At 27.4% G+C, this 7,391-nt stretch carries 9 protein-coding genes; 7 read left to right on the top strand and 2 right to left on the bottom strand.

Features of this window, described 5'->3' with window-relative positions; translation table 11 throughout:
• Positions 1-175 precede the first annotated feature (175 nt).
• Positions 176-430: a hypothetical protein gene (locus tag ASHG_RS04395; RefSeq protein ID WP_040397778.1), complete on the top strand. Its 255-nt coding sequence runs from the start codon at positions 176-178 to the stop codon at positions 428-430.
• Positions 431-515: 85 nt separating this feature from the next.
• On the opposite strand, the gene ASHG_RS04390 is transcribed toward ASHG_RS04395, so the two are convergent.
• Both ASHG_RS04390 and ASHG_RS04385 read right to left on the bottom strand, forming a co-directional pair.
• Positions 516-1,025, bottom strand: a complete 510-nt coding sequence (locus tag ASHG_RS04390) for a nucleoside 2-deoxyribosyltransferase (protein WP_040397776.1) — start codon at positions 1,023-1,025, stop codon at positions 516-518.
• Positions 1,026-1,076: 51 nt separating this feature from the next.
• The gene (locus ASHG_RS04385) at positions 1,077-1,670 is read right to left on the bottom strand and encodes a DUF4230 domain-containing protein (protein WP_040397775.1); all 594 of its coding nucleotides are present in this window, start codon (positions 1,668-1,670) and stop codon (positions 1,077-1,079) included.
• Positions 1,671-1,979: 309 nt separating this feature from the next.
• Between ASHG_RS04385 and ASHG_RS04380 the strand changes: the two genes are divergently transcribed.
• From ASHG_RS04380 to purD, 6 genes are read left to right on the top strand one after another with little or no spacing between them, the layout of a single operon-like run.
• Positions 1,980-2,660 (top strand): phosphoribosylaminoimidazolesuccinocarboxamide synthase, encoded by a 681-nt coding sequence (locus ASHG_RS04380; protein WP_040397774.1) that lies wholly within the window; start codon positions 1,980-1,982, stop codon positions 2,658-2,660.
• Positions 2,661-2,672: 12 nt separating this feature from the next.
• Complete coding sequence (purE, locus tag ASHG_RS04375) at positions 2,673-3,152, top strand: 5-(carboxyamino)imidazole ribonucleotide mutase (protein WP_040397772.1); 480 nt, start codon at positions 2,673-2,675, stop codon at positions 3,150-3,152.
• A 2-nt stretch (positions 3,153-3,154) separates the two neighbouring features.
• Complete coding sequence (locus tag ASHG_RS04370) at positions 3,155-4,438, top strand: amidophosphoribosyltransferase (protein WP_040397770.1); 1,284 nt, start codon at positions 3,155-3,157, stop codon at positions 4,436-4,438.
• 1 nt (position 4,439) lies between these two features.
• Complete coding sequence (gene purM, locus ASHG_RS04365; RefSeq protein WP_040397769.1) at positions 4,440-5,465, top strand: phosphoribosylformylglycinamidine cyclo-ligase; 1,026 nt, start codon at positions 4,440-4,442, stop codon at positions 5,463-5,465.
• Positions 5,437-6,063 (top strand): phosphoribosylglycinamide formyltransferase, encoded by a 627-nt coding sequence (gene purN, locus ASHG_RS04360; protein WP_040397767.1) that lies wholly within the window; start codon positions 5,437-5,439, stop codon positions 6,061-6,063. The genes purM and purN overlap by 29 nt, the downstream gene beginning before the upstream one ends.
• A complete protein-coding gene (purD, locus tag ASHG_RS04355) occupies positions 6,063-7,307 on the top strand; it encodes a phosphoribosylamine--glycine ligase (protein WP_040397765.1) in 1,245 nt (414 codons plus the stop codon). The genes purN and purD overlap by 1 nt, the downstream gene beginning before the upstream one ends.
• Positions 7,308-7,391 lie beyond the last annotated feature (84 nt).

The raw sequence follows: 7,391 nt of genomic DNA, 5'->3' as shown, positions 1-7,391 counted from the left end.
AAACTACCAGCTAAGCTGGTAGTTTTGATTTTGTTACGTTTTATAACTTTTTGAAATTTTCAATATTTCCATTATATTATTGTGTTTGCTTTTAATCAATAAAAAATTTTAGTAACAGATTGATTTACAAATTATTGGGTATTTATTTAATGAATTTATTTTAAAAGGAGTTATTATGAGCGAAATTGAAAAAGTTATAGAAAAAATGGTTCAAGATAAGAAATTATATGTAGATGAATTTGTTCAAGCTTTCAAAAAAGAAAACAATGATTCAGAAGATGGATGGCAAAAAGATTTATTTGATAAAATTAAAAATGTTGATGACAAGGAAAGTAGAGACCAATTAGTTGATCAATTAAAAAATGAAATTGGAAACCTAGATATTATAAAAGATAAGATAAGTGATACTTTGGTTGGATTATTTAAATAGGAAAAAAATTTGTATAAATTTTAGATTTGCCCAAAAAGTTAGTTTTTAGGCTTACTTTTTGGGGAAGTTTTATCTTACAGTCTTTTTATCTATTTTCTTTTATATACAAAATCAAATCTTCTATCAAATCTTCTTTTGTCTTATAAATTCTTGGTCTTTTGAATTTGTTTCCATTTTTGTCAACATAGGAAAGTCCTGTTACAAGTTTATTTATATATAAAAAATCATTTTGAAAAATATCTTTTTTCATTGGATCAAATTTATCTTCTTTGTCATTTCCACCCAGTCTAATGTCAGTGTAGAGTTGAAAAATTTGGATTTTTCTTTCAAAGGCTATTCCCATTTCTGCAGCAAGTCCCAAATCTTTTGTATCCATTAATCCTATTAGAATATCAGAATTTTTAAGTCTCTCATAATCAGCCAAAAGTATATCGTAATTTGTTGTAAATCCTGCTGATTTATCATTTATTTCTAAATTTTGTGCTGGATTATAAATTTCTATATCAGAAAATTCTTTTTCCAATGCTTTTTGAATTTCTAAAGCTTGCCATCTTTGTCCTTCTGTAAATAAGTCACAACCTAAATATATTTTCATATTACCACCTTTCATGTATTTATTATAGCATAAAAAAATAAGGGTAAACCCTTATTTAAATTGTATATTTATTGTATAATCTTCTAAACTATTGTCTATATTTATTATTTCTTTTATTGCTTTTTCACATTTTTTATTTGCTTCTATTAAGATTCCTTTTTCAATTGCTTTTTTTTCTACAGATTTTTTTTGTTTTTTTGCAAAATCATTATAATCTTCTACTTTTATAGGATTGAAAATTGAAGTTTTTTGGTCGAAAATTTTTAGGGAATCTTCATATATTTCATGTGATAAAATTTTTGATTTTGGTAATTTTATATTTATGGTCTTAGCTGATACTTTTACATCCATTTTATCAAGATCTACTCCACAAGAAATCATACCATCATAAGAAACGATGAATTTTTTTTGAGTAAATGGTATATCATATCCATAAAACTTATTTGAATTTTCGAATTGTCCCATGTTTGTGTATGAATATTTTAAACTTGTAAGTTCCTTGGCATTTTCTATTCTATTTTGGATTAATTTATTGTCGATTTTATTTTCATTTCGTGATGAAAAATATTTAAAGCCAAAAAGAATTGTAGCTAATAAAAGAATTGCTATAACAATATTTTTAATTAAACTTTTCTTTTTAATCATTTTAAATCCTTTCTTTTTCTCTTAATTATTTTATCTCAAATAGGGTAATTTACAAGTTATAAATTATAAAAATAAATTTTATCAAAAAACTTTCTTGACAATTAAAATTAGGCTTGGTATTATGAACATGAACGAAGAATATGGCTCATAGAAATGGGCGAAAGTGTACCTAGGGATCTGTTTTTTCAAGACCGAGCGGTACGGATATTTTTAAGTATTACACCAGAGGGATAAAAGCCCAGGAGGATAGGTTTCGTAGCCTGTCCTTCTGGGCTTATTTTTTGTAAAAAAATTTTTAAGGAGAAAAAAATGAACACAATTTACGAAGGTAAGACAAAAAATTTAGTTGAAGAAAATGGAAAATACTTTTGTTTATTCAAGGATACTATGACAGGAACTGATGGAGTATTTGATACAGGTGGAAATCAAGTTGCTGGTGAAAAAGAAGGTGCCGGTGCTGAATGTTTAAAAGTTTCTAAATTTTTCTTTGAAAAAATAAATGAAGCTGGTGTAAAAACTCATTATCTTGGAGCTGATCTTGATAAAAATCTTATGGAAATTGAAAAATGTACAGTTTTTGGAAAAGGTTTAGAAGTTATTACAAGATTTAAAGCTGTTGGATCTTTTATGAGAAGATATGGACTTTATGCAACAGAAGGTCAAGACCTTGATGCTTATTCTGAAATTACTTTAAAAGATGATGATCGTGAAGATCCACTTATTACTGAAGATGGATTAGTTGAATTAAATATTTTATCTCATGATGAATATAAAGAAATTATTGAAGAAAATAAAAAAGTTGCAAAACTTGTAAAAGACATTTTAGCTGAGCACGGACTTGATCTTTATGATATTAAGTTTGAATGGGGAAGACTTGCTTCAACTGGTGAAGTTGTTTTGATTGATGAAGTTTCTGGTGGAAATATGAGAGCATATAAAGATGGAACTTATATTGAACCAATGGAATTATCTAAATATTTAGGACTTTAATAAGGAGTTTATATGAAAGTTTCTATAATTATGGGATCACTGTCTGATAGCCCAATTGCTGATAAAGTTGTTTCTAAATTAATGGAATTTGGTATTGATTATGAAGTTAAGGTAATTTCTGCCCACAGAGCTTTAAAAAGTTTAGAAAAATATGTAAAAGAAAGCGAAGAAGAAAGTGAAGTTTATATTGGAATTGCAGGAAAAGCTGCTCATTTATCAGGTGTAATTGCAGCTTTAACAACAAGACCTGTAATAGGAATTCCTGCAAAATCATCTCATCTTGGAGGAATTGAAGCCCTACTTTCTACAGTTGAAATGCCAAGTGGAGTTCCAGTTGCGACAGTTGCAATTGGTGGTGGTGAAAATGCTGCAATTTTAGCTATAGAAATTCTTTCAGTAAAATATGATTCTTTAAGAGAAAAATTAAAGGATATGAGAGTTAAAATGAAAGAAACTATAGATAATTCTGAATATGAATATAAGGCAAATTAATAATGAGTGGAATTGTAGGAATATTTTCAAAAAAAAATTATAAAAATATATTCCCAGATCTTTATTCTGCCCTCTATGCTATTCAACATAGAGGACAGGAAGCTATGGGAATTTCTTTGCTTTCTCATGAAAAATTATCAGAAATAAGAGGTAAGGGAGAAATTGCAAATAATATTAGTCTTGATAATATATCAACTCTTTCAGGAAATGTTGGTCTAGGTCATGTAAAATATATGTTTGCTGAAGATGATAGATCACTATTGCCAATGCCATGGATGTTTTATCCAAAAAATTCAAATCATAAAAATTTAATAGCTATTGATGGAAAATTTTTTAATGAAAATTCTCCAGAAGAAATTGTCAATAATTTAAATTCAAAAAATATAGACGAAATTATTGAGTATGTCAATAATTTAAATGGCGTATATTCGCTTTTAGTTTTAAGTGATGAAAGAATGATTGCTGTTAGAGATCATTATGGAATTAAAAACCTTTGCGTAGGAAAAAATAATGATAATTATATAGTAGCTAGTGAATCATGTGCAATAGAATCTATTGGTGGAGAGCTTTGCCATGAATTAAAACCTGGAGAAATTTATATAGTAGATAAGAATGGAGAAAAATCATATTTTACAAAAGAAATTTCAAATTCTCCATGTATTTTTGATTTTGTTTATACAGCTAGACCTGATTCATGTATAAATGGTATTAGTGTTTATGATGCAAGAATTAAAATGGGAGAGATTCTTTATAAAGAACATCCTGTTGATGCGGATATTGTTGTAGGAAGTCCCGACAGTGGACTTATTTCTGCAGTAGGATTTTCTCGCGCTTCAAACATAAAATATGAAAGAGCTATTGTTAGAAATAGGTATATAAATAGAACATTTATTCTTCCAACAGATTCAATGAGAAAAAAAGGAATAAAAATAAAGTTAAATCCTATAAAACATCTTTTGGAAGGAAAAAGAGTTGTGCTTGTTGATGATTCTATTGTAAGAGGAAATACCATGAAAAGAGTAATAGAAATACTAAGAGAATCAGGCGCAAAAGAAGTCCATGTTAGAATTTCCTCTCCTCAAGTTGTAAAAGAAGAAAAATATACATTTGATGTAGCTGATAAAGAACATTTAATTAGCAGTAATAGAAGTGTAGAAGAAGTAAGAGAAATAATTGGAGCAGATTCTTTGGGATTTATTTCTCTAGAAGGATTAAGAGAAGCTTGTGGAAACAAAACATATTATGAAAATTGTTTTGATGGATTTAACCCTTTAGAAAGGAAATAAAATGTCAATAAATTATAAAGATGCCGGTGTTAATGTAGAAAATGGTCAAAAAGAAGTAGAATTAATTAAAAATATTGTAGAAAAAACTCAATCAAAAAATGTATTAAGTAAACTTGGAGGATTTTCTGGACTTTTTAGTCTTGAAAATTTAGATATAAAAAATCCAGTTTTAGTATCTGGGACTGATGGAGTTGGAACAAAAGTTATGCTTGCCCAAATGATGGACAAACACGATACAATTGGAATTGATTGTGTGGCAATGTGTGTAAATGATATACTTTGTCAAGGTGCAAGACCTTTATTTTTTCTAGATTATATTGCATGTGGTAAACTTATTCCTGAAAAAATGGAAAAAATTGTAAAAGGTGTTGCTGATGGTTGTCTTGAAGCAAAATCTTCTCTGATTGGTGGAGAAACTGCAGAAATGCCGGGTCTTTATAAGAAAAATGACTATGATCTTGCAGGATTTTGTGTAGGAATAGTTGATAGGGAAAAAATAATTACTGGAGAAAAAATAAAAAAAGGAGACCATATTTTTGGTTTAAGATCTTCAGGAATTCATTCAAATGGCTATTCTCTTGTAAGAAAAATTGTTTTAGAAAAAGAAAAATTATCCTTAGATCAAAAAATTGAAGGACTTGAAAGAAGTCTTGGTGAAGAATTATTAAAGCCAACCAAGATTTATGTTAAAGAAATTTTAGCCTTACTTGATAAAATTGAAATCAATGGCCTAAGTCATATAACTGGTGGTGGATTTTATGAAAATATTCCAAGAATGATTCCAGATGGACTTTGTGCAAAAATTGACCTTACAAATGTAGAAGCTCCAAAAATATTTTCACTTTTACAAAAATGGGGAAATCTTGATAAAAAAGATATGTACGAAACTTTTAATATGGGAGTAGGATTAGTTTTTGCAGTAGACGAGAAATATGTAGAAATAGTAAAAGAAATAATTGATAATAATGAATTATTAGATCTTGGAGAAATTGTAGAAAATGATAAAAAAATCGACCTCAAATTTTAAAAAAATTGCCATATTAATATCAGGATCTGGAACAAATCTTCAAGCTATAATTGATGCGTGTGGAAAAAGAGAAATAAATGGTCAAATTTCAATAGTTATTTCAAACAAAAAAGAAGCTTATGGACTTGAAAGAGCAAAAAAATCATCTATAAAAACAATGGTTTGTACAGATAATGATTTATTACTTGATACTTTAAAAAAAGAACATATAGATCTTGTTGTTCTTGCCGGTTATCTCAAAATTTTACCTCAAAAAATTATTGGTCAATACGAATCAAAGATAATTAATATTCATCCATCTCTAATACCATCTTTTTGTGGTATTGGATTTTATGGAAGAAAAGTTCACGAGAAAGTTTTTGAAAAAGGTGTAAGATTCACAGGAGCTACAACACATTTTGTTACCAAAGATGCTGATGCTGGCCCAATAATTTATCAAGAAATTGTAGAAATCGACCAAGAAGATACAATTGATGATATTGCAAAAAAAGTTTTGGATAAAGAACATGAAATTTTGACAAAATCTGTAAAAGATTTTTGTGATGATTTATTTTACATAAAAGATAATAAGGTTTTTGTAAAAAATAGGAGTCTTTGATGAAAGTTTTAATAATTGGAAATGGTGGAAGAGAACATGCTTTAGCATGGAAAATATCACAATCAAAAAAAGTAGATCAAATTTTTATGGCAAAGGGAAATGCAGGAACAAATTCTTTTTGTACAAATATTAATATTGATCCAACTGATATAAAATCATTGGTTGATTTTTCAAAAAAAGAAAAGATAGGTCTAACAATTGTAGGTCCTGAAGATCCTCTATGTATGGGAATAGTAGACGAATTTGAAAAAAATAACCTTAGAATTTTTGGACCAAATAAAGAATGTGCGAAATTTGAAAAATCAAAAAAATTTACCAAAAACTTTTTAGAAAAATATAATATACCGACGGCAAAATATAAATCTTTTGATAATTATGACGATGCTAAAGATTCATTAAAAGATTTTTCTTATCCTTTAGTAATAAAAGCTGATGGGCTTTGTCTTGGAAAAGGAGTTATAATTTGTGAGGATGAGAAAAAAGCTCTTGAGAGTTTAGATGATATTTTTAATAAAAAAATATTTGGAGATGAAGGAAAAACTGTTGTTATAGAAGAATTCTTAAAAGGTGAAGAGGCATCTGTTTTGTGTTTGATTTCAAATAATAAATTATTTCCATTAGAAACTTGCAAAGATCACAAGCAAATTTATGATGGGAATAAGGGACCAAATACTGGAGGAGTAGGTACATATTCTCCTAGTAAATTTTCTGAAAAAACAGAAAAAAATATAGAAAAAATATTAAAACAAATTGAATATGGTTTTAATAATTCAAAACTTTCTTACAATGGAATTTTATTTATTGGTTTTATGATAGATAATGATTTACCAAAAGTATTAGAATTTAATGTAAGATTTGGAGATCCAGAAACAGAAACCTTAATGCCAAGACTTGAATCAGACCTTGTAGAAATTATAGAAAAAGCTCTTGATAAGACTTTAAAGAAAGATGATATCAAATGGTCTAGTGATTATTCACTATCATTAATTCTCGTTTCTGATGGTTATCCATTAAAATATGAAAAAAATAAAGAAATAATTGGACTCGAAGATGTAAAAAATTCATTAATTTTTCATAATGGAACTAAATTAGAAAATGGAAAAATTTTGACAAATGGGGGAAGAGTTCTTACAATAAATTCTAAAGCAAAAACTTTAGAGCTTGCAAGAAAAATCGCCTATGATGATTGTGAAAAAATAAGTTACGAAAATAAATATTATAGAAAAGATATAGGATTAAATTAGCTAGTTTTACTAGCTTTTTTTATTTGATTAAATAATTTAATTAGAAATCAAGATAATTAACAAATATAAATGAAAAATAATTTG

This window comes from Anaerococcus senegalensis JC48, from assembly GCF_000321005.1.
In the GTDB taxonomy this organism is placed as follows: Bacteria; Bacillota; Clostridia; order Tissierellales; family Peptoniphilaceae; genus Anaerococcus; species Anaerococcus senegalensis.
Note: the sequence above shows the minus strand (reverse complement) of the source record. Positions and strands in the feature narration are given on the sequence as shown.

What these genes read in the sequence shown, in the direction of transcription:
- ASHG_RS04385 (WP_040397775.1), bottom strand. Translation starts at nt 1,670, where the DNA reads ATGATTAAAAAGAAAAGTTTAATTAAAAATATTGTTATAGCAATTCTT.
- ASHG_RS04370 (WP_040397770.1), top strand. Translation starts at nt 3,155, where the DNA reads ATGAGTGGAATTGTAGGAATATTTTCAAAAAAAAATTATAAAAATATA.
- purD (WP_040397765.1), top strand. Translation starts at nt 6,063, where the DNA reads ATGAAAGTTTTAATAATTGGAAATGGTGGAAGAGAACATGCTTTAGCA.
- purN (WP_040397767.1), top strand. Translation starts at nt 5,437, where the DNA reads ATGATAAAAAAATCGACCTCAAATTTTAAAAAAATTGCCATATTAATA.
- ASHG_RS04380 (WP_040397774.1), top strand. Translation starts at nt 1,980, where the DNA reads ATGAACACAATTTACGAAGGTAAGACAAAAAATTTAGTTGAAGAAAAT.
- purM (WP_040397769.1), top strand. Translation starts at nt 4,440, where the DNA reads ATGTCAATAAATTATAAAGATGCCGGTGTTAATGTAGAAAATGGTCAA.
- ASHG_RS04395 (WP_040397778.1), top strand. Translation starts at nt 176, where the DNA reads ATGAGCGAAATTGAAAAAGTTATAGAAAAAATGGTTCAAGATAAGAAA.
- ASHG_RS04390 (WP_040397776.1), bottom strand. Translation starts at nt 1,025, where the DNA reads ATGAAAATATATTTAGGTTGTGACTTATTTACAGAAGGACAAAGATGG.
- purE (WP_040397772.1), top strand. Translation starts at nt 2,673, where the DNA reads ATGAAAGTTTCTATAATTATGGGATCACTGTCTGATAGCCCAATTGCT.